The 21,691-nt window shown below is 55.8% G+C and carries 18 protein-coding genes and 1 pseudogene; 4 read left to right on the forward strand and 15 right to left on the reverse strand.

The features are described from left to right. The first annotated feature begins 43 nt into the window (after positions 1 to 43). The 3 genes and pseudogenes from HNQ64_RS09980 (at position 44) to HNQ64_RS24465 (ending at position 6,229) form a co-directional block, all read left to right on the forward strand. Positions 44 to 2,974, forward strand: a complete 2,931-nt coding sequence (locus HNQ64_RS09980) for a M28 family peptidase (RefSeq protein WP_184208043.1) — start codon at positions 44 to 46, stop codon at positions 2,972 to 2,974. Positions 2,975 to 3,328: 354 nt separating this feature from the next. Next, a pseudogene (locus tag HNQ64_RS24525) lies at positions 3,329 to 4,453 on the forward strand (DUF7133 domain-containing protein); the annotation flags it as partial. A 1,335-nt stretch (positions 4,454 to 5,788) separates the two neighbouring features. After that, a complete protein-coding gene (locus tag HNQ64_RS24465; protein ID WP_408004360.1) occupies positions 5,789 to 6,229 on the forward strand; it encodes a c-type cytochrome in 441 nt (146 codons plus the stop codon). Positions 6,230 to 6,259: 30 nt separating this feature from the next. Here the strand turns inward: HNQ64_RS24465 and HNQ64_RS09990 are convergent, their stop codons facing one another. After that, positions 6,260 to 7,552: a tetratricopeptide repeat protein gene (locus tag HNQ64_RS09990; protein ID WP_184208047.1), complete on the reverse strand. Its 1,293-nt coding sequence runs from the start codon at positions 7,550 to 7,552 to the stop codon at positions 6,260 to 6,262. A 6-nt stretch (positions 7,553 to 7,558) separates the two neighbouring features. After that, positions 7,559 to 8,965, reverse strand: a complete 1,407-nt coding sequence (locus HNQ64_RS09995) for an ATP-binding protein (RefSeq protein ID WP_184208049.1) — start codon at positions 8,963 to 8,965, stop codon at positions 7,559 to 7,561. Positions 8,966 to 9,062: 97 nt separating this feature from the next. On the opposite strand from HNQ64_RS09995, the gene HNQ64_RS10000 reads away from it, so the two are divergent. After that, positions 9,063 to 10,160 (forward strand): sialidase family protein, encoded by a 1,098-nt coding sequence (locus HNQ64_RS10000; protein WP_246431003.1) that lies wholly within the window; start codon positions 9,063 to 9,065, stop codon positions 10,158 to 10,160. Between the two features lie 20 nt (positions 10,161 to 10,180). Here HNQ64_RS10000 and HNQ64_RS10005 read toward each other — a convergent pair whose 3' ends face one another. From HNQ64_RS10005 to HNQ64_RS10070, 13 genes are all read right to left on the reverse strand, one after another. Beyond that, a complete protein-coding gene (locus tag HNQ64_RS10005; protein WP_184208053.1) occupies positions 10,181 to 10,612 on the reverse strand; it encodes a DUF420 domain-containing protein in 432 nt (143 codons plus the stop codon). 38 nt (positions 10,613 to 10,650) lie between these two features. Continuing rightward, a complete protein-coding gene (locus HNQ64_RS10010) occupies positions 10,651 to 11,355 on the reverse strand; it encodes an SCO family protein (RefSeq protein WP_184208055.1) in 705 nt (234 codons plus the stop codon). 43 nt (positions 11,356 to 11,398) lie between these two features. Beyond that, positions 11,399 to 12,292 carry a heme o synthase gene (gene cyoE / locus HNQ64_RS10015; protein WP_246431004.1) on the reverse strand — a complete coding sequence of 298 codons (894 nt, stop codon included), beginning with the start codon at positions 12,290 to 12,292 and terminating at the stop codon, positions 11,399 to 11,401. A 63-nt stretch (positions 12,293 to 12,355) separates the two neighbouring features. After that, positions 12,356 to 13,384: a COX15/CtaA family protein gene (locus HNQ64_RS10020; protein ID WP_184208059.1), complete on the reverse strand. Its 1,029-nt coding sequence runs from the start codon at positions 13,382 to 13,384 to the stop codon at positions 12,356 to 12,358. Positions 13,385 to 13,471: 87 nt separating this feature from the next. Next, positions 13,472 to 14,269, reverse strand: a complete 798-nt coding sequence (locus HNQ64_RS10025) for a cytochrome c oxidase subunit II (RefSeq protein ID WP_184208061.1) — start codon at positions 14,267 to 14,269, stop codon at positions 13,472 to 13,474. A 19-nt stretch (positions 14,270 to 14,288) separates the two neighbouring features. Continuing rightward, a complete protein-coding gene (locus HNQ64_RS10030) occupies positions 14,289 to 14,480 on the reverse strand; it encodes a hypothetical protein (protein WP_184208063.1) in 192 nt (63 codons plus the stop codon). A gap of 22 nt (positions 14,481 to 14,502) precedes the next feature. Next, positions 14,503 to 14,709 (reverse strand): hypothetical protein, encoded by a 207-nt coding sequence (locus HNQ64_RS10035; RefSeq protein ID WP_184208065.1) that lies wholly within the window; start codon positions 14,707 to 14,709, stop codon positions 14,503 to 14,505. An 18-nt stretch (positions 14,710 to 14,727) separates the two neighbouring features. Further along, positions 14,728 to 15,054 (reverse strand): cytochrome C oxidase subunit IV family protein, encoded by a 327-nt coding sequence (locus tag HNQ64_RS10040; RefSeq protein WP_184208067.1) that lies wholly within the window; start codon positions 15,052 to 15,054, stop codon positions 14,728 to 14,730. Between the two features lie 39 nt (positions 15,055 to 15,093). Continuing rightward, on the reverse strand, positions 15,094 to 16,506 hold the full coding sequence (locus HNQ64_RS23910) for a cytochrome c oxidase subunit 3 (protein WP_246431005.1): 1,413 nt from the start codon (positions 16,504 to 16,506) through the stop codon (positions 15,094 to 15,096). A 46-nt stretch (positions 16,507 to 16,552) separates the two neighbouring features. Next, positions 16,553 to 18,505: a cytochrome c oxidase subunit I gene (locus HNQ64_RS10055; RefSeq protein WP_184208069.1), complete on the reverse strand. Its 1,953-nt coding sequence runs from the start codon at positions 18,503 to 18,505 to the stop codon at positions 16,553 to 16,555. Between the two features lie 256 nt (positions 18,506 to 18,761). Continuing rightward, on the reverse strand, positions 18,762 to 19,481 hold the full coding sequence (locus HNQ64_RS10060) for a c-type cytochrome (RefSeq protein ID WP_184208071.1): 720 nt from the start codon (positions 19,479 to 19,481) through the stop codon (positions 18,762 to 18,764). A gap of 27 nt (positions 19,482 to 19,508) precedes the next feature. Beyond that, positions 19,509 to 20,198 carry a cbb3-type cytochrome c oxidase subunit II gene (locus HNQ64_RS10065; RefSeq protein ID WP_184208073.1) on the reverse strand — a complete coding sequence of 230 codons (690 nt, stop codon included), beginning with the start codon at positions 20,196 to 20,198 and terminating at the stop codon, positions 19,509 to 19,511. After that, positions 20,195 to 21,673 (reverse strand): cbb3-type cytochrome c oxidase subunit I, encoded by a 1,479-nt coding sequence (locus tag HNQ64_RS10070; protein WP_184208075.1) that lies wholly within the window; start codon positions 21,671 to 21,673, stop codon positions 20,195 to 20,197. The genes HNQ64_RS10065 and HNQ64_RS10070 overlap by 4 nt, the downstream gene beginning before the upstream one ends. Positions 21,674 to 21,691: the final 18 nt, after the last annotated feature.

The raw sequence follows: 21,691 nt of genomic DNA on the forward strand, positions 1-21,691 counted from the left end.
CTGCAAGACGCGTCTGGGTGCGTATGTTCTTCCCATTCTCATCATGCGCTTGCTCGTCCCCCTTTGCTTGATTCTCACCTCGGCCTTCGCCCAGACGGAGGCCGACTACCTCACGAACATCCGCCAGCTCACCTTTGAAGGTCGCCGGGCCGGGGAAGGGTATTTCAGTGCTGATGGAACGAAGATGGTCTTCCAGTCAGAGCGTGAAGAGGGAAACCCCTTTTACCAGATCTACCTCATGGACTTGGAGACGGGCGATCAAGAACGCATCTCCCCTGGCATGGGCAAAACCACCTGCGCGTGGATCCATCCCGATGGCAAACGAGTCCTCTTCGCCAGCACGCACACCGACCCCAAATCCAAGGAACTCCAGGAGGCGGAAATCAAAGACCGCGCCACCAGCCGTGTGCGCAAATACTCCTGGGACTACGATGAAAATTACGACCTCTGGGAATACACCCTGGCGGATAAAAGTCTGAAAAACCTGACCCACACACGTGGTTACGATGCCGAAGGCGGCTGGTCCCCGGATGGCAAGCAACTCGTCTTTGCCAGCAACCGCTCGGCTTATGAAAAGGAACTGTCCAAAGAAGACGCCGAGCGCCTGAAGGTGGACAAGCAGTACTTCATGGACATCTACATCAGCGATGCTGATGGCCAGAATGTGAAGCAGCTGACCGACGTGCCCGGCTACGATGGCGGACCCTTTTTCAGTGCCGATGGCAAACGCATCTGCTGGCGCCGTTTCACTCCGAAGGGCGATGTGGCAGAAGTGTGGACGATGCACACCGATGGCAGCGACGCACGCCCCATCACTAGGCTAGGCGCCATGAGCTGGGCCCCGTACTTTCATCCCAGTGGTGACTACCTCATCTTCACTACAAATCTCAATGGCTTCGCCAATTTCGAGCTCTACATCGTGGATGCCGCAGGCAAGCACGACCCCGTGCGCGTGACCACCACCGATGGTTTTGATGGCCTGCCCGTCTTCACACCCGATGGCAAAAAACTCTCCTGGACCACAGGCCGCACCAGCAATGGCCAGAGCCAGATTTTCCTGGCCGACTGGAACCACGAAGCCGCACGGAAAGCCCTGGGTTTGGTCAAAGATGAGTCAGCGGTCAAGGCCGTCCCGCCTGCTGAACAACCCGACTTCGCCACCACTCAAGGCGAGGTGACGGAGGCCGATCTGCGCCAGCATGTGACCTACCTCGCCAGCGATGCTCTCGACGGTCGCCTCACCGGAACGCCTGGCGAAAAGCTGGCCACTCAATATGTGGCGGATGTGTTTAAAGGCATCGGCCTCGTGCCTTATGGAGATGAAGAGTGGTTCGAGCCTTTCGAATTCACCGCCGGTGTCGCCTTGGGCGATGGCAATCGCTTGACCCTTCAGCCTGAAGGCAAAAGTCTCGTGACCGATAAAGACTGGCGCCCCTTGTCATTCTCTCAGTTAGGCGAAGTGGCGGCCAGCGACATTGTCTTTGCAGGTTACGGCATTGAGACCCCGGATGAGGCCACCAGCGAGAACGGGAAAAAGATGGAGACTTACAGCAGCTACGCTCACCTGGAGGTGAAGGATAAATGGGTGCTCGTGCTGCGTTACCTGCCGGAAGGCATCACCCAGGAACGACGCAATGAACTCACCCGCTACGCCAGCCTTCGGCATAAGGCCCTCGTCGCCCGCCAGAAAGGCGCACGCGGTCTCATCATCGTCAGTGGGCCGAATAGCAAAGTGGTGGAGCAGCTCGTGCCCATGTCCTTCGATGCCTCTCTGGCCAGTTCCGGCCTCGCTGCCATCAGCATCACTGATGCCCTGGCCAATGACCTCCTGAAACCTGCGGGCAAGACCCTGAAAGAACTTCAGGACAAGCTGGATACGGGCGATCTCATGGGCGGCATTGACTGCAAAGGCCTGAAGTTCAGCGCTCAGATTGATATCCGACAGGAAAAGAAAACCGGACGCAATGTCATCGGTGTCTTGCCCGCGCGGGACAAACCCGATCCACATGTGGCCCCGCTCATCGTTTGCGCCCACATTGACCACCTGGGCAGCAAAGGCGGCAGCAACTCACGCGCCAAAGGCGATGAGTCCAACAAGATCCACCATGGGGCCGATGACAATGCTAGCGGCGTGGCTGGCGTGATCGAAATCGCCCAGTGGCTGGCCGAGCAAAAGAAGCAGGGAAAAGTGAAGCTCACCCGCGATGTCATCTTCGCCACCTGGTCCGGTGAAGAACTCGGTTTGTTAGGCAGCAGCCACTATGTGGAGGCCTTGGCCAAGATGTTCAAGGGTGATCCGAATGGCAAGCTCACCGGCATGTTTGCTGCCTGCCTGAACATGGACATGATTGGCCGTTTCCAGAAAACGCTCGTGCTTCAAGGGGTCGGCTCCAGCACCTGGTGGCCGAAGGAGATCGAGAAACGCAATGCCCCCATCGGCCTACCCATCACCACGCAGACCGATGCTTACCTGCCGACTGATAGCACCATCTTCTACCAGCGCGGCATCCCCACGCTGAACGCCTTCACCGGCAGCCACGAGGACTATCACAAACCTAGCGATACAGCGGATAAGATTGACTACGTCAATGCGGCCAAGATCACCAAACTCATGGGCCTCATTGCACGCGGCGTTGCCACAGCGGATAGCAATCCTGACTTCGTGGCCATGGAGGCTCCGAAAAACAAAGACAGCCGTGGCGGTCTGCGAGCCTACCTCGGCACCATTCCCGACTATGCCCAGGGCGATGTCAAAGGCGTGAAACTCAGCGGCGTGTCCCCCATCGGCCCTGCGGGTAAAGCCGGCGTCAAAGGTGGAGACATCATCGTCAAGCTCGCCGGCAGGGATGTCCTGAATATCTATGATTACACCTCCCTCATGGGCGAGCTAAAGATCGGTAAAGAAACCTCCATCACCGTCATTCGCGAAGGCAAGGAGGTCGAACTGAAGATCACCCCCGGCTCACGCGAATAGTACAGTACCCTGCACTCTCCGAGTGCGGCATCTGGAACCTCGAAGCTCCCTTGCATCTAAGTATCCTGCCTTCTCAGGGTGCTGCATCTCCCTTGTTGCGTTCCATCTTCCGCTTACGCCCAAAGTCACAGGAATACCACCTCTCATAACAAGCCCGCCGGAAACCACATCTCCTCTGCTGTTCTATCTCCAATGACCTCCGCCCGTATTCTCCTTCCCGCCTTGCTTGGCCTCAGCCTGCCCATCTCTGCGCAGCAGCCCGGTGCCGTGGCTGGCAATGAAGAGGTCAAAAAGATCATGGAGACACGCAAAGGCCGTGGAGTGATGGCGGACGACACCCCGCCGACGCCTCCTATGGAGGCCGTGAAAAAATTTGCCACCCGCAGCGATGTGGCGGTGGATCTCATGGCCTCGGAACCTGCCGTCGAGCAGCCTCTTTACGCAAGTTGGGATTCCAAAGGCCGCATGTGGGTCACTCAGTATCGCCAGTATCAGTTTCCGGCAGGTCTGAAGATCGTCAGTTACGACCAGCATCTGCGTGCCAAGTTTGACAAGGTGCCTCTGCCACCGCCGCGTGGCGAAAAAGGCGCAGACAAAATCACCGTCTTTGAAGACACCGATGGCGACGGCGCTTTCGACAAGCACACGGATGTCATTACGGGCCTGAATATCGCCAGCGCCGCCCTACCCGGGATGGGCCGCATCTGGGTGCTGAACCCGCCTTACCTGCTCAGTTATCCCGATGCCAACCAGGATAGTCTGCCCGATGGCGACCCTGAAGTGGAACTCACCGGATTCGGCCTGGAAGATACCCATGCTGTGGCCACCAATCTTCAGTGGGGCCTGGATGGCTGGCTTTATGGGGCCAATGGCAGCACCACCACCGGTAACGTCAGCAGTGCCAATACCAAAAATGTGAAGTGGGAAGGCCAGTGCATCTGGCGCTATCATCCTAACAAAAAGCTTTTCGAGATCTACGCCGAGGGCGGTGGCAATACCTTCAGCCTGGACATTGACAGCAAGGGTCGGGTTTTCTCTGGCACCAACAACGGCAGCACCCGAGGCATGCATTATGAGCAGGGCAGCTACGGCATCAAAGGTTGGGGTAAGCACGGTCCTCTGACCAACCCCTACGCCTTCGGTTGGTTCGAGCACATGAAGCACGAAGGAGACAACAAACGTTTCCCTCAGGCCTTCGCGATCTATGAAGGCGGTCTACTCGGCAGCGGTTATGAAGGCAAGATCATCGCCCCCAACTCCCTGGCGAATGTCGTCTATGTCAGTGAGCGTTTCCCCGATGGCTCCACCTTCCGCAGCAAGGACGAGGAGAATCTGATGAGCTCGCCTGATCGCTGGTTCCGCCCAGTGTGGGCAGGCGTTGGCCCCGATGGTGGTTTCTACATGGCCGACTGGTATGACACCCGCCTCAGCCACGTCAGCCCGGTGGATGACTGGCACAAGACCAGCGGCCGCATCTATCGTGTGCGTCCTGCGGCAGGCGCCCCCAAGCTCAAGCCCTTTGATCTGGCCAAAGCCTCCCCTGAAGAACTGCTCAGCCACCTTAGCCACACCAACGAATGGTTTAGAAAACAGGCCGCACTGGAGATTGCCTGGCGTGGTTTGAAAGAGCTGACCGAGCCACTCGCAAAATTGGCCCGCAGCAACGATCCGCATGCGCTGGATGCACTCTGGACGCTGGACATGTTAATGGCTTATGAGGATCCCATGGCTAACGAGTTTATCCATAAGGTGTTGATGTCCCCTGAGATTACAAGCCACAAGGACCCATACGTGCAACGGTGGGCTGCCAAGATTGTCGGGGAGCGCCCAATGTCTTGGAATGCGCTGCAAACATTGAACCATTTGTCCAAGAGTCAGAACATTGAAGTTCGGGCGCAATTATTGGCTTCTGCGAAACGCCTTCAAGCCGGTTTGGCGCTCTCTGTGATCCGTGATGTCAATCTTGATGACGCAAGCGGTCATCTACCTCTTCTGGCCTGGTGGGCTCTGGAATCCAAAGCAGAGAAGAACAGGGACGTGATATTGAGCTTTTTGAAAGACAGCCCGGATTTTGCCAAAGGACCTTTCAGAGAGCATCTCGCGGAGAAGCTGGCCAAACGTTATGCCCTTGCCGGTGGTGAGGAGAATTTACAGACCTGCGCCGATCTGCTGGCCTTGTCTGAAGATGAAGTATTGCGTGGCAAGATCATCGCAGGTATCGCGGCAGCTTTTGAAGGCGCTGAAATGCCGCCACTGCCAGACAGCCTGTCCAAGGCTCTGAACGACTACATGGCCAAGCAGTCTGGTGGCAATTTAGCCCTGGCCCTGCGCACGGGCAATGCCGCTGCTCTCAAAGACGCGCTCAAGCTCCTCTCGGACTCCAAAGCTTCAAACGCGCAACGCATCTCCATCGCCAAGACCCTGGCGGAACTGGGCAAACAGGAATCCGTGGCCCCCATGGTGGCCATTCTGAAAGGAGGGGCCAATGCCCCCAGCCTGAAACGCGGCATCCTGCAGGCGGCGGCGAAGTTCGACGACCGCCGCATCCCCGAAGCCCTGCTCACCGGTTATGAGGCCCAGATCGCCGGCGATAAAGCTCTGCGTGAAGATGCTCTACGCACTTTGGCGGGCCGCAAGGAATGGGCACTCCTACTGATTAACTTTGTCAACGATGGCAAAGTGCAGCCTAAACACATCACCCTTGATACTGCCCGGCAGCTCAGCCTTTACAAAGATCCGGAGATGGATGCGGCCATCGAGAAGCATTGGAAGAATCTTCTCATGACCGGCCCCACCGAAGCCAAAGTAAAGGAGATGGCACGCATCAAGGCCGTCATCAAAACCGGCCTGGGAGATGCTGATAAAGGCAAGCTCCAGTTCATGGCCCGCTGCGCCATCTGCCACAAGCTCTTCGGTGAAGGCAACATCATCGGCCCGGAGCTCACTGGTTATGATCGCGCCAACCCTGACTTCTGGCTCGACAATATCTTCAACCCCAGCCTGGAGATCCGCGAAGGTTTCGGCAACTACATCGTCAAGTTGAAGAATGGCCAGATGCTCACTGGCATCATGGATGCCCAGGACGCCAGTGGCATCGTGCTCAAGGACATCGCCGGTAACAAGACTCCCGTGAAACAGCCAGAGATCGAAAAACTGGAAGCCTCACCGATTTCCCTTATGCCCGAGGCCCTGACCACCGGCATGACCGATGCCGACCTCAAGGATTTCTTCGCTTACCTGATGAAGCTGCCGTGAGCGTTTTTGCTAAATGAATGGTTAGGCTGCTCAGGCATACAGCACGCGGAAGGGCCGCAGCCAGCTCACCACCACTCCAATCAGCAGGGCCGTGACTCCAAACAGTTCGGCTGAGGGCAGGGCGATTCCACCGAAGATGGCAGTGGCGGTGTAGAGAGCTCCAAAGCCAGCGATGCCTGCTGCGATAGCGTAAAGGTAACGGCCTAGATGGTGGTCATTGGTGAAGGCAGCTGCATTGGCCACGGCGGACAGAAGGAAGACCAAGGAGCTGTAGCTGCCCGCCTCAATCTGCCAGACATAACCCATCACTAGGGCACCCAAGGATGCAAAGATCAGCCCGCCCACGACAACGCCTTCCCAATATTCTCGAGGGCGCAAAGCCTGCCTAGCGAAGCGATCCATGACAAGGAAGAAGGAGCTGAAGCCACGCGCTAGATGCGACCAGAGGGCAAACAAAAGCCAGGCACCAATCACGATCGAACTGAGTACTGGAGACACGCCCTTGAGCAGGGTACTGGCCACCTTGTAGGCCACGAATCCTCCTAACATGATCATGTTCTGCCGACCTTCGGTGAACTGATTCATGAAATGGGCAAAGCGAAGCTGCAGCCGATAGATGGTTGAACGTGCACGTAAGGATTCTACCAGGCCCATGCGCGCGCTTTCGCTCATCGGGCTCAGCCTCAGGGCTTCCATGAAATGCTGGTTGGCACGTTTGTGATCTCCCTGCATCAGCGCCTGCCACCCGGCACTGGTGTGCGCACTGTCATCATCAGGATCTCTTTGGAGCTGATAATCAATCAGGCTTTGGTGATCCTGGTCCTTCTTTTGCATCAACAGGGCAGCCGAGAGGACTTCGGTGGCCATGGTGTTTTCCGTATCCAGTTGCAGGGCTTTCCGCGCCGAAGCTTCCGCCTGCGGGTAATCGCGCAGCCGTAGATGAATGCGGGCAGTGACGGCGTGGGCAAAGTCACTGTCGGGGTCAATCGAGATGGCTGCTTCCGCATGCTTCAGCGCCTCTTGAATGGCACTTGTCTGGCCATCCTTAGCCTTGGCATTCAGCGTCAGAGCCAAGACACCATGGGCAAAGGGATCTTCAGGCTCCAGTCCCACCGCGCGCTGGGCGGCATCCACCGCCTTGGCCACCGTGCTATCATCGTTCAGCCAGCACAGCGCCAGCATGACGTAGCTGGGTGTGTGATTGGGATCCAGTTCCAGTGCCTGTTGATAGGATTGCACGGCATCGGTGTAGCGATGCTGCGTCTGCAAGAGACGGCCGCGTGCGAAGTGCATACTGGCGTTGGTGGCTTCGTAATCAGACATGAGGTACTAGCGTTTGAGGAGCCCGAGGTACTTTAACACATCGTCATAGAATCCGCTTTGATTCGAGTACATGGCGTAGTTTTTGGCACTCTCAAACCAGGCCTTCGTGGTCGGTTTATGGCGGCCTGCGGCCTTGATCAGTTCCTTGGTGGTCAGGGGCACCACCTTGCCAGTGCGCATGACTTCGGTCAAAACCTCCTCAGTGGCGAGGTCAAAGACGGCCTTGAGATCGGCCCCGGAAAAGTCAGGCGTTTTCTTTGCCAGAGCACGTGGGTCCAGTTCTCCAATGGGCTTTTTCTCGGCCATCACTTCAATGATGGAGGCGCGGCCAGGTTCATCTGGCGGCGGCACGAAGAGAGTGCGGTCGAAGCGGCCTGGCCGCCGAAAGGCGGGATCAATGTGCCAAGGAGCATTCGTCGCGCCCAGGATCAATACTCCATCATTTTGGGAGTCGGCTCCATCCATCTCAGAGAGGAATTGGTTGATGAGGTTTCGCCCCGCGCTTTGGCGCAGATCCCGGCGGTCAGCGGCCAGTGCATCCACTTCATCAAAGAAGAGCACGCAGGGCGCATTCTTGCGGGCCAGCTCGAAGACCTCATGCATGTTTTTCTCGGAGTTGCCGATCCACATGTCCAGGATCTGATGCAGCCCGAGGGCAATGAAGTTGGCCTTGATCTCTCCAGCCGTGGCTTTGCTGATGAGCGTCTTACCACAGCCTGGAGGACCATACAGAAGGACTCCACCGCCCACCTTCTTGTCGTAGGCTTTGAACAGTTCTGCGTGCTGAAGCGGATACATGATCTTCATGCGGATCTCTTCCTTCAGCGCCTCCATGCCGCCCACGCTGCTGAAGTTTAGCTTGGGTTTTTCAAAGTCAGCAAGGCCCAAGTCAAACGCCGATCCTCCTCGGGGCTGGCTGTCGTCCTCATCTTCGTCTTCATCATCTGCCTCGACATAATCACCATTGGAAGCCAGGCCCGCGCGCTTGCGCCCCTCAGTTCCCTCATCGTTGGGTTTGATGTTGCGAAGATTCTTTTCCAGACCTGGATCGGAAAGGGCTGGGTTGAGGATCAAAGCCTTATCATAGAGGCTGCGGGCACGGCCCAGCTCCCCTTCAGTGACCAAGATACGGGCGAGCAGGAGGTAACCTGGCGCGTAGTCAGGTTTTTGCGCAATCAGTTGTTCGGCTCGCACTGCCGCCTCAGAGAGGCGTCCTTGCAGGAGGGCCACCTGGGCTAGCCCCGTGCGAGCTTCCGCATTTTCAGTGTCGTATTTCAGGGCGCTGGTATAGGCCGCCTCCGCTTCATCATGCATCATTTCTTCCATGCAGCCAGAGGCATAGAGCAGCAGCAGGGGCACATTATCCGGGGAATGTTGCAGGGCCAGACGAAGGGCATCGAGGTTTTGAGCCATGCTTCTCAGTCCAGCGTGCGACCTAGGGGCACGCAAGAGATATTATCATGTCATATTCGCACGAAGGGAGAGCGCGATGATGAACGTTAGTAGCCCCATGCGCTTTTTCCTCGCTCTGCTCTTGGCCCTGCAACTCCAGGCTGCCGCTGACACTGTGGTTTTAAATTTGGAACCGACACCAGAGTTCCCTCGCAACTCAGAAGGCTCTTTTATCACACTCAAGTCGGGCCGATTGCTCTATTACTACACCCAATTTTTCGGTGGAGCCTCAGATCACAGTGCGGCCCGCATTGTTTCCATCCAGTCGGATGATCAAGGCCGCACCTGGGATGCCCCACGCATCATCTTGGAAAACAAAGGCGGCGCGAATGTGATGAGCGTCTCCCTCCTTCGACTGCAAAGCGGTCGCATCGCCTTTTTCTACCTGCTTAAAAACACTTGGCTGGACTGCCGCCCTCATGTGCGTTTCAGCGATGATGAAGGACAAACATGGAGTGACCCCGTGCTCATGCTGGAGGCACCGGGTTACTTTGTGATGAATAATGACCGCGTCATTCAGCACAGCAGCGGCAGACTCATCGCCCCCCTGGCTTCCCATCGGTCTCGGAATTCGAACCCGGATAGCAGCAAGTCTTTCGATGGTCGGGCCATCGGTCTGTGGGTGATCTCCGATGACGAAGGAAAGACCTGGAAAGAGGCTCCTCAGTGGCAAGCACTGCCAGTCCCCTCCACCCAATCTGGCCTGCAAGAACCTGGCATTGTGGAACTGGCCGACTCCTCCTTGCTCACCTTCTTCCGCACGGATCAGGGCGTGCAGTATGAGTGCCGCTCGCGTGATCGTGGCCAGACTTGGACTCCTGTCTCCCCAGGCCCCCTGAGGTCTCCTACTTCCCCCGCCAGCATTGAGCGCGTGCCTGGCTCTCCGGACCTATTGGCCGTCTGGAATGACCACAGTGGTGACCATCCCATGGTGGAGAAAAAGCGCACGCCGCTGGTGATTGGCCTGTCTTCAGACGGTGGCCTAACCTGGAGCCGCAAGAAACTCATCGAGTCCGATCCCGAAGGCTGGTATTGCTACACCGCCATTCACTGGGTGCCGGACGCAGTTCTGCTAGCCTACTGCGCAGGAGATTCCAAAATCGGCGGGCTCAATCGCCTGCGAATCCGACGCGTGGAACTGGAATCGCTGAAGTAAAAGATTCAACAATGGCCTGCTCAGCGGATCGGCGGGCCGTACCACTGATAGCACATGAGGTAAACGATCACCCCCGTGATGGAGACATACAGCCAGATGGGCGCGGTCCATTTGGCAATGCGCTTATGCTTATCAAAGCGCTGCCGGAGTGCTGGGATCACCGTCATGATGATCATGGGTAAGTTCACGATGGCGAGGAAAACGTGGGTGATGAGCAACCCATAGTAGAACGTTTTGATACCCCCTGTGCCGGCGAATTTCACATGCAGCACATGAAAGTGGTAATACAGATAACAACCCAAAAACGCCGCCGAAAACGTCAGCGCTGTGGCCATGCAGGCAATGTGAGCTTTCTTGTTGCCGGTCTTGATGAAGATGAGGCCCAAGATGATGAACACCGTGGCACAGGCATTCAAGGTGGCATTGATCGGCGGTAGGTCGTAAACAGTCATTCGAGAGAGGAATGTGAGGGGTGTGAAAACGAGGCTGTTTATTTGCCCTGTTCCTTTTCCTTGAGCACGAAGTCCAGGTCCTTGCGAAGTTGGGCCTCAAAGTAATCTCCAAATTGAGGATCGGCATTCATCAGATCGTACTGCGTGCCACGCACGTGACCTTTGTGATCTACCAGGGCTACGCGCAGGTCGTGAATGTATTTGTCATCCGGAGACAGACGGTCAGCCTCAGGGAGATCCTGCACCGGGCGGAATTTCATGAATTGGGTCATGTAGTTGCGCACTTCATCCTTCGTTCCGTTCACAAACCACCAGGGATCCTTATCTTGCACATTGATACCACGGGCAAATTTCTGCATCATTTCCGGGGTGTCTTCAGGATCCAAAGTGAAGGAGATGAAATGCACATTCGGATTATTTTTGTACTCTTCCTGAAGCTTCTTCAGCTTGGCAATAACCCCCGCACAGCCTCGTGGGCAGCGGGTGTAAACCCAGGACACCAGCAGGACTTTTCCCCGCAATTCATCTAGGTGGACCTTTCGGCCATCGCGCTCTGTCAGTTCCAGATCCCGCTCCAAGCGACCTAGGATGGCCGGGCGATTTTTATCTTCGCTCTTGGCCTGCTGCTGCATGGCGATGAGGTAATTGTAGAAAACCACCACGCCAAGTACCGCAATGATGATCGGAATCCAGATGGCCCACGGGGTGAGGGAAGGTTTGGAGGGAGAAAGGGGCTGGGACATAGTGAAAAATCAAATAGGTAGGGCTTTGCGGCAGAGGTCCTCATCAAGCTCGCTTCCAGGCGATGGCAGAGATGAAAAGGATGCCGGGCAGATACATCAAGGTGCAAAAGAAAAGCTTACGGGCAGACGCGCGTTCGGGATTCTTTTGGAAATCCACCGCCAGTTTGCACAGCCAACCTGCCAGGGCCAGAGCTAGCGGCAGGAAAAGCCAGGTGACGACCAGGCCCTGCTGCACCGGATAAAACATCAGCAGAAGCGTGGCGATGGAGTAAGCCAAGGCATGTTTGGAGGTACGCACCCCTGCTTCATCATCATTGGCCAGCATGACAAATCCCCCACGGCGGTATTCATCACGATACATCCAGTTGATGGCCAGGAAGTGAGGGAGCTGCCAAAGGAAGAGTAAAGAGAAAAGGTAAATGGCCCCGGGCTCCCACAAAAGCTCCCAGCGCACGTAGGCGGCTTCGTGAGGCAATTGACCCGCCGCACCTGCCCAGCCGATCAATGGAGGCAGTGCCCCTGAAACCGCACCCACAAGCGTGTTGGTAGGCGATTGTTTTTTCAGAGGAGTGTAAATAAAGAGGTAGGTGAAGAGCGTCAGCGCCGTGAGCGCCGCAGCTTCAAAGTTCACTTTGGCGACAAGGTGAATGAGAGCGAAAGAACTCAGCAGCCAGCCGATGCCGAATGCGGCACTGGGACTGATGCGGCCTGAGGGCAGGGGACGATCTGCCGTGCGCAGCATGCGCGAATCAGGCTCGATCTCCATGAGCTGGTTAAACACGGCGGCTCCGAAGGCGGCCAAGCTGCTGCCTAAAATAGTGTGGAAAAGCAGCCATCCATCCAAGTTTGTGCCTACCCGCAGCCAAAAGCCCACGAAAGTGGTGACGATAACCAAAGCACTCAGCCGGAACTTGGTGAGCACGAGCAAGTCATTCATGCTCCAGGTTTTGGAGGCAGTCTCGGGGGAGGGGCTAGCGCTTTCAGACATTGGGGTGACAACTTAACGCGCTGGTGACGATTCGCCAGAAACACTGACAACCTTTCCTGTGGAACCCAGCAGCCAGAGAAACAACGCACTGACCAGCAACGAGGACAGACCGATGTGCAGCACCTGAGCGATGCCCACAATACCGATATGGGCCAAGACAACCCCCAGCATCATTTGACTGAAGATCAGGCCAAAAACACTCCATTCCAACCAACCCACGCGTGTCAGGTGACGCCGACTGAGATGTAGAAAGGCAGCCCCTGCAAAGAGAATGAGCCAGGAGAAACTGCGGTGGAGGAGATAGACCCAGCTCTGCTCCAGCTCTGTTACCCATTCGCTACGCGGATGTCCAGCATGAGTCTGAGCCAACATATCCGTTAATTGGCGAACTTGGGAGCCCAGAACGCCTTCAATGGCGATGAGACCGAACAGAATCCAAGCGATCCAGCGTAAACCGTTGTGGACGTGTTGTTTCCAAGAAAGTTTCCACGGCTGATCATTGGCACTCCAGGCTGTATAGACCAGGACACATTGCAATAGAATAGCTAAAGCCATGTGCACCGTGATGGTGCCAGGTTTCAGGGCGCTGAAGACCACTTTGGCCCCGAGCCAAGCATTGATCCCCACCAACAAAGCTGAAGCTATCGCAGCAAGGAAAACACGAGTCCGCCCTTTGCGGTATTCACCAAACGCGGCGATGAATAGAGCGATTGTGGCAATACCGACAGGGATGCTGGTGAGGCGGTTAAAGTATTCGATCCAGGTCGCCGTAGCATCGAACTCCGCTTTGATCGTTTCAGGCGTGATCGTCGCGGGATCGCGTCCATGCGCGGCGGCCTTGGCGCGGAATTTCTCGATCTTCAGTTGGCTGAAATCAATGTCCTCCGCGCTCGTTGGTGGGACCCAGCAACCATAGCATTTTGGCCAATCCGGGCAACCTAGCCCTGAACCTGTGGCCCGCACCACAGCGCCGACAAAGATCAACACTTCGACAGTGATGAAAGCGATGAGGGCGAGTTTTTGAAAGCGGGTCCAGATCATGGTCAATGGAAGTTAGTCAAAAAAATGTCCCGCTCCCTGATCAGAAGCGGGACATTCCCGAAAAAAACTGAACAGGGATGCGTCGAGTTACTTAGCTGCGGTCACAGGTGCAGTGGCTGCTGCAGACTTCGCTGCGGCACTTGCGGACTGCTCCTTGGCCCACTCATCATATTCTTTGCCATCCATGACTTCCAGCACAGCTCGCATCTGGGCATGACCTGGGCCGCAAAGCTGACCACAGATAATATCCCAAGTGCCTGTCTTCACCGGCTTGAACCACATATGAGCTTTCACGCCTGGTATAGCATCCTGGGCGGAACGCATTGGCACGAGAGCCAGATTATGAATCACATCTTTGCTGCTGACGTCCACAATGACTGGGCGGCCGACAGGGAGTTTCATGGTGCTAGGGCTGACAAAGTCATCCTTACCATTCGGGTCCATGAGATCACGGCCAGTCACGTTTGACGGGGTGATTCCCTTCATGCTCCAGGTGCTCAGCATCATGTCATTGCCAGGATACTGGAAGTTCCAGAGGAATTTCTCGCCAAGGGCGCGGATTTTGATGGTGTCTGGGCTGGTCGGGAAGTCATCAGCTTGGCGGGACCACAGAGGAAAGGCGAAACCCAAGAGAAGGATGGCTTCCACCACGACCACGCCGATTTCGATGTGGGTGGAGGCATGGCCGCGAACGCCGTGGTAATCCGCAGAGGGATTTTTCGACTTACGGAAACGCGTGAAGGCGATCGTGAGGAAGATGGACCAGCCGATGAACAGGGCCAGCATGAACCAATGGACGAAGCCGAGCATGTGATCCACAAGACCGCCGTGCTCAGAGGCGTTTTGAGTGATGCCGATCCAGGTATTGATGTCAGAGACGCTCATGAGAGATTACGAGAGAAAATTAAAGCTGCGCGTCAGCGGAGAGACGGTTTTGTTTACGGACAAAGTTAATGAAGATCAAACCCACGGCACCCATACCGAGGGCAAGGAAACCCAACATCACCAGAACGGCTAAATCCTGAGCCTGAGCCATCACACTGCCCGGATCTGGGCGGCAGGTGGCGCAGGCAAGCTGGAAAAAGAAAGCGCTCATGGTGGAAGCAAGGTGAGAGGATTCAGACAATGATGGTGCGGCTCTTTTTCACCACATACCAGATGCCATAGGCCGTCATGACAAGACTGAGCCAACCAGCGAAAGCACCCAGGCCAGTCACCCCCAAAGAAGCCGCCTGCTCTGGGAGCATGCGAGTCCACAGCCAAAAACCCAGGTCACCGAGAATGGCGAAAAAGAGAAAGACAATGTGGAAGTGCTTGAGGGACATAACCAGTGAAGGGGGAGATCAGTTGTTGCTGTCGTAGAATCCACTGAACACGAGTGGATCACTGGCAGAGAATACGAACAGAAAGAACAACGCGATGGCGAAGGCTCCTGTGAAAGCCAAGATTTTGTAAATCAGGGGGCTTTCATGATTCAAGTGCATGAAGATCAGCGCGACAAGACCTGCCTTGAAAGCAGCCAGGATCATGCCCGCCAGAATGTTCATGCTGTGGGTGGGCAATTCCACATAGGAAAGACCCACTGTAGCGGCGGTGAGGAATGCAAGGGCTCCTCCGACGATGAGGATCTTCTTGATCGACTTGTGGATTTCTTCAGGACTGTCGGCCATAAAACTTGAGAGGGAAAAGGTGAAGAGGAGAGCTGGCGATTACAGGAGATAAAGAAGTGGGAACAGGAAGATCCACACCAAGTCCACAAAGTGCCAGAACAGGCCACCGACTTCCACGCGGTTCGCAAGGCGCTCAGGGTCGTTGCGAAGCATTTTGCCGTCAAACAAGAGGAAGTAGGTGAGCACCAGTGCACCGGCCACCACGTGAAGGCCGTGCAGGCCTGTGAGGGTGAAGTAGATAGCGTAGTAGGTGTTCAGTTTCGGTGTGTAGTTGGAGTAGAAAGCGATGTCTTTCTTTTCCAGCACCACTTTTGGTCCGTGGGCGGCGTGCGCGTCGTGGGATTCACCGTGTTCAGCTTTAGCCTCAGCTGCATGACCGTCTCCATGGGCACCTTCAGCAGGAGGTGTGGCAGAATGAATGTGCAGGTAAAAAGCTTCTTTCTGGTGCGTGGCACTCTTTTGAGGATCGCGGTTCGGGTAGTGTTCCTTGAATTCAGCCTGCGCTTCGTCGCGTTTGGCAATGAAGGCCTTCTTCCAACCTTCACCGAGATACTGGCTGTTCCAGGCCAGGGACTTCTCAGCGTCGGGTACGGAGCGAGTATCCACGCCGTCCACGGTAAGAGTCATCTTGTCGTCAATCAACTTGCCCTTGGCGGTGGTGCCGTCAGCGAAAGTGATGGCGTCAGAGGAGTAACCGAGAAGCTTGGAGGGCTTGACCTTGAACTTCACGGGCTGGCTAGCGATGATCTTGACCGTCGTGTCAGGGACAATGTTCAGCTCGCGAGCTTTGTCGGCTTTGCCTTGATCACGCAGTTCCTGACGGCGCTTTTCGAGGGTTTCTTTAGCGGCAGCGACAGTCTTTTTCTGGAAGGCTTTGAAAGCGGAAGCTTCCAACGAGAACTCCTCGCCAGAATCAAGTTTAAAGGAAGGCAGTTCGCCGTCCACGAAAGGCACGACGTAGCCAGCAGGATCAGCGTTAACAGCCTTGTTTTCACCCGTGATGGTGAGAGTGAATTCCTTGGCTTCGCCAAACTTGATTTCATAACCCTCGTCCAAGTGACCGGTAAGGAAGGTGCCATCCGTCAGTTTAACAGCGTAGTGATTGAATTTGGAGTTGTATTCAAAACCCTTAATGACCATGAATGCCATGGCGCAAAGGATTGTGATGGCCAGATACATCTTGAATTTGCCGATGTTTCGCAGCTTCAAGTTAGCCCAAGCGAGCAAGACCGTCACGGAGGAAAAGATCAGCACCAAGGTGTTGATGAATCCCATTGTAACGTTCAGCTCATGCACGGGCCAGTGGTAGTCAGCCCCCACACGCAGGAAGATGTAGGAAGAGAAAAGGCCGCCGAAAAGCATCACCTCAGAAGCGAGGAAGAGCCAAATGCCGACTTTGGCATTGTAGAGGCCCGTGTCGGGACGGGCGGTTACGGTATAGGGGATGTCCATTGCGAAGGGAATTGCTCAGGGTTCAGTTCTCAGGTCTGGGCTCGGATCAATGATGAGCAACCGGGGCAGAGGTGGAGGCAGGAGCGGTGGCAGCTTTGCCGGGCTCGCTTTCCCACTGGGGAAGGTAATCCTGGGTGCAGCCAGGAACGCTGTATTCGTAAGGGCCACGAGTGACGATCGGCTCAAATGTGAAGTTACCGTGTGGAGGTGGCGTTGGAGTCGCCCACTCAAGGGTGGTGCAATGCCAGGGGTTGTCGCTATTGGCTTTCTTGCCAGCTTTGATGCTGAGGAAGACGTTCAGGATGAAAGGCACCTGGCCCAGGGCGAGGATGGTTGCGCCAACGGTCATCAGCACGTTAAGACCGAGAAGATTGTTGGGGACGTCCATGCCGAAGATGCTGAAGAAGTCCGAGGTCAGCTTGGTCACCCAGTTGGATGCGCTGCTGGTCTGCTCGAAATACTTACCACCGTCATACCAGCGGCGGTGGAAGCCACCCATGCCCTGAATGAACATCGGAGCGAAGATCAAGTTCATGCCGACGAGGGAAGGCCAGAAATGCAGCTTGCCCAGGAAGTCACTCATGATGCGACTAGTGATCTTCGGATACCAATGATACACACCGGCGAAGAGGGCAAAAATGGTGCCTGGAGCCACAACATAGTGGAAGTGACCGATCACGTAGTAAGTATCGTGTAGAGCCAAGTCAATGAAGGTGAAAGCGAGCGGCAGACCAGTCAGACCACCGATACCGAACATGGGCAAGAAGGCAGATGCGAACAACATCTGTGGAGTGAACCGGATGGATCCGCCCCAGAGAGAGATCATCAGTCCGGTCAGAAGGATCACCGACGGCACGGAAATCAGCACGGTAGTGATCTGGAAGTAGGTGGACATCATGGTGCCCATGCCTGTCAGATACATGTGGTGAGCCCAAACCAAGAAGCTGAGGAAGCCGAGGGTCATAGCCGCATAGACCATGGACTTGTATCCCCAAAGCGGACGACGGGTATTTGCCGGGATGACTTCCGACAGGATAGCGAAGGCAGGGAGGATCAAAACGTACACTTCTGGGTGAGCCAGGAACCAGAAAAGGTGCTGGTAAAGCAGCGGGCTACCACCACCGGAGATGTCGAGGTGCTGACCACCTTCCATCAGACCGGTCGGAAGGAAGAAGCTGGAACCAAAGACACGGTCCACAAGCTGGAGAAGAGCGGCCACTTCCAGAGGAGGGAAGGCCAGAAGGAGGAGGAAGCTGGTGACAAACATGGCCCAGCAGAAGAACGGCATCCGCATCCAGCTCATGCCTTTGGCACGAAGGTTGATCACGGTAGTGATGACGTTCACAGACCCCAGAAGAGAGGCCGAGATGTTAAACACCATGGCGGTGAGCCACCAAGTGTGACCGTGTGCCCAAACGTTCGTGACGGCTAGCGTGGTGGTGGAAGCGAGTGGGGAATACATGGTCCAACCTGTTTGAACCGGACCTGTGCCAACGAAGAAGCTGTAAATCATCAGGACGCCGCTGACGAAGAAGAGCCAGAAGCTCCACATGTTGAGTTTCGGAAAGGCCATATCAATCGTGCCAATCTGAAGCGGCATGACGAAATTGACGAAACCTGCGAAACCGAGAGGCACGATGCCGAGGAACACCATGATGGTACCGTGCATGGCCCCAAGCATGTTGTACAGTTCACCATTGACGATACCGCCAGGTGCCCAGCGACCAATAGTTTCATGGAAGAGGGGGCCTAGGACAGGGAGGCTCTCCACAAACAGCAATCCTGGAACAGGCTGGCCTGGGAAGGCAATGCTCCAGCGCATGAGCAACATGAGGAAGAACCCCAGAAGCAGGAAAAGCAAACCACTGAGTGCGTACTGAATGCCGATGACCTTGTGGTCACAGGAGAAGATATACTTGCCGAAGAATCCCGGCTCGTGGTGGTCATGCGCATGATCGGCTCCGTGGGAGTGATCGTGGGTGGTGGCGGCGGCGCTCATAAGATGATTGAAAAAGGAACCTGAAAGCTACGTGGCAGAAATGTGGAAAGACGTGGCCTAAGCGACGAAAAAATGAGGAGTATGATTGGCCTGGGAATCCCTGATTTCTAGAGGCAAAGAACGATGGTTCAGCACTGGCTGGACCATCGTCGGGGACACAAGATTTTGTCCAACTGGCCACACCGAGACTGAGGCTGCCTGGGGCGCCTTGCCTTCAACGGAATGCCATTTGCAGAACATGAAAATAAATCTTCGATTACTTAGCGGCAGGGGCTGTGGCGCCCGGGCCTGCTGGGATGTCTCCAGGGACGTTTTTATCTTTGAAAGCTTCAAGATCAGCCATGGTCCACTGAGTGGCGCGTTTTTCTTCAGCGCGAACTTTTTCAACCATTTCTTTGGTGATCATCGGAGCTTCATTGCCCCAAGAGTTACGAATGTAAGTCAACACATTGGCGAGGTCAGTCGCGGACATCCCCGCACCGAAGGCCTGCATACCGCCAGGGAAGTTGTAGTTCTGTCCTTTCACCGTAACCTGGCCGACAAGACCGTGCTGCACGACACGAATCAGACGCTCCGTGCCACCCAAGACCCATTCGGAACCTGCAAGGGGCGGATACTGGCCAGCAAGACCTGCACCGTTACCTTGATGGCAACCACCACAGACGGCGTAACCATTGGCGCCTTTTTTCATGGCAGTCTGGAAAGGATCGGCAGCAGCCACATCACCACCAGCACCACCGCGTGGGTCGGAGGATTTGGAAGCGGTGAATGGGTTGCTGACATCAAAACTATAACCGCCGGTCATCGGGCCAAGTTGGCCACCGGCGATGATGGCGACGATCATGAACAGGAAGATCACCCACATCGGCGCGGGTTCTGTGCCTGGGGCGAGATCGGCCTTTTCACGCTTCACGGCGGCGTGAAGACGGTCGAGATCGTTGCTGTCGGGATTGGGGAAGGAGGAAGGAGCGCTCATAGGCGGGGGTCGCGAGTGTTCCGAAAATTATTTCTTGGCAGCAGCAGCAGGGGCTGCAGCGACAGCGGCGGATTCACCAGGAACAGGGTAATCTTTCTTGAGAGAGAGGAGGTAATCCACCAGAGCTTCGGCTTCTGGTGTTGGAATCACTTCGTAGCCTTCTTTCACAGCAAATTTCTTCGGCAGTTTCAGCGCTTTGTTCGAAGGCTGCCCCTGTGCGAGACGCTCTGTGTAAAGGTGAGCGAAGGAAGGCATGTTGGACCAGTCGTGAAGGGACTTGGGAGCAAACAACATCTGGTGGATCTGGCTTCGCTCAGGAGCACGCCAGCCGTAGTTTGCGAGATCTGGACCGCTGCGCTGGACACCGAGGAAAGCGAAGGGCTCACCCAGATAGTCACGAAGGTTGTTGGAGCGAACCGCCGCAGCCGGGCGGGCTTCCTGGTCCTGTCCCCAGCCTTTGCGCCAGCCATCGAGAGCGAGCTGTGTGGGGCGGATCATCTGCGTGTGACACTGGACGCAACCTTCACGAGCATAGACCAACTGGCCTTGACGGTTGATGGGTGCAGGCGGGAACAGACCTTCGACACCGTCGCGATCCTTATCGTAAGCGATTTGAGTGAGGGCCTGATATTTGATTGCCGGGACGACAATCAGGCACAGCCAAGGAAGACCAAAGCTGGCGATGAGGGCGAGAATAAAGGTGCGGAACTGGCTCATGCGTGGGCGGCGTGGGGAAGGGCTTCTTCGTGATCATGCTCAAGCAGCGTCGGGGCAGAGCTGCGGCGGCCAAGACCGGCGACCATGAGCATGAGATGGATCAGGAACCAAACATTGGACCAGGTGATAAGGCCCCAGGCGATAGCGCGAGCGATGATGTAAGGACGAAGGTTCAGCGTGAGCTGCATGAAATCCTGATCCCACATTTCAGGGGAGTTTAGATCCCCACCTTGCTGGGCACCAGCGACTAGACTGGTTACGACGATCGCGCCGATACCATAAACGGAGAACCAGAAGTGGTTGCGGATGAGGCGAACAGAGAGCCATTCACAGCCAGTGAGGCGAGGAACGATGTAATAAATGGCTCCGAAGATGGTCATGCTAAAGAAGCCATAAACTGCGACGATCTGGAAACCATACCAGGCCTGTGTGAACTGGAGAGTAGCACCGGTGGAGAAGTTGGAGATCAGGGCCAAGATGGCACCGCTCACTGGATAGAAAAGGGCTCCGAAGAAGACAAAGCGCAAGGTTGGGCTGGAGGCAACCATGCTGTGCTTGCCCAGGGTGGTGAGGTGATGATTAAGACCGACCACACCGACAGGAATCAAGAGAAGAACTCCCGTAGCAGCGCCGATGGCTGGCATCCAAGCAGGAAGAGGGCCGCCCATGTAATGCTGCATACCTGTCCAACCGCCGAGGACTGCCAGGAGCCAGAACCCAATTTGAGAAAGCTGAGAGCTAGCGATGGGTTGGCCGGTGATTTTAGGGATGAAGTAATAAGCTGCACCGATCGCCACAGGAGCGAAGAACAGCAAGATCATCGTGTGAACGTACCAAGCATTGATACCAGCACCCAGTGCACCTAGACCAGGAAGGCAATGAAGGGCGACGTTGGCAGTGACGAAAATCCAGGGGAACCAGAAACAAGCACCAATGATGTACCAGGTGCTCACCATGAAACCTTCTGGGCGGAAAGCACGGCCAAACATGAATACCATGGGCCAGGCAAAGGCGAGAAAGCTAATTAAAAGCACTGGCCAGATGAAGGACGGCATTTCCAACCACTGCATCGAGGTGCTTTTGCCGAGAAGAATCGCAACGAGACCGATGGTGACAGCGATGTTCCAGAAAATAGCAGCCACATAAAGGACGCTTTTGCCCGTGCGAAGCTCCTGGCCCGAACGACGAGCCATGAGCCAAAGCATGGCACCTAGGCCAGCCTGAACACCCCAACCATAAACAAGAGCATTGATATGGGTAGGTTGAAGGCGGCCGTATTGAAGCACACTGCAAGCGCCGAGGAAATCGGGAGCGAATTGCTTGATGGCAGCAAGGACGCCCAAAATGGTGGAAGCCATCAACCAGAAGGCGCCATTGAGGAAGAGGAAGAGCACCGGGCCTTTCACCGACTTGTCAATCGCCGCGCGGCGAATGTTGTCAGCGAGGGTGTCCGTGGATGCTGGGGAGGTCTGCATAGGTTCCAGGGGCAAGAA

Origin of the sequence: Prosthecobacter dejongeii (assembly GCF_014203045.1) — a bacterium.
Classification (GTDB): Bacteria; Verrucomicrobiota; Verrucomicrobiia; order Verrucomicrobiales; family Verrucomicrobiaceae; genus Prosthecobacter; species Prosthecobacter dejongeii.